The following is a 287-nucleotide window of genomic DNA, read 5'->3' on the forward strand; positions in this document are numbered from 1 at the left end:
GGAATCCGTCGACCACGCGGTTCAGTTCGGGGCTGTCGAGCAGGAACGCGTCATGGCCGTACGGGCTCGACAGCTCCACGAAGCTGACCGCGCGACCCGCGGCGTTCAGCGCGTGGACGATGGTGCGCGAATCGGCGGTCGGATACAGCCAGTCGGTATCGAAGCTGACGAGGCAGAACCGCGCCGCCGTCGCGCGGAACGCATTCGCCAGCAAGCCGCCATGCTCCTCCGCCAGATCGAAATAATCCAGCGCCCGGGTGATGTAGAGGTAGGAATTGGCGTCGAAC

General features: G+C 65.2%; 1 pseudogene. It reads right to left on the reverse strand.

Annotated elements, in window-relative coordinates:
• Nucleotides 1–287 (reverse strand): annotated as a pseudogene (metX, locus tag AC0IYH_RS30990) (homoserine O-acetyltransferase); the annotation flags it as partial.

It is taken from the genome of Pseudomonas sp. AC463 (assembly GCF_979253585.1).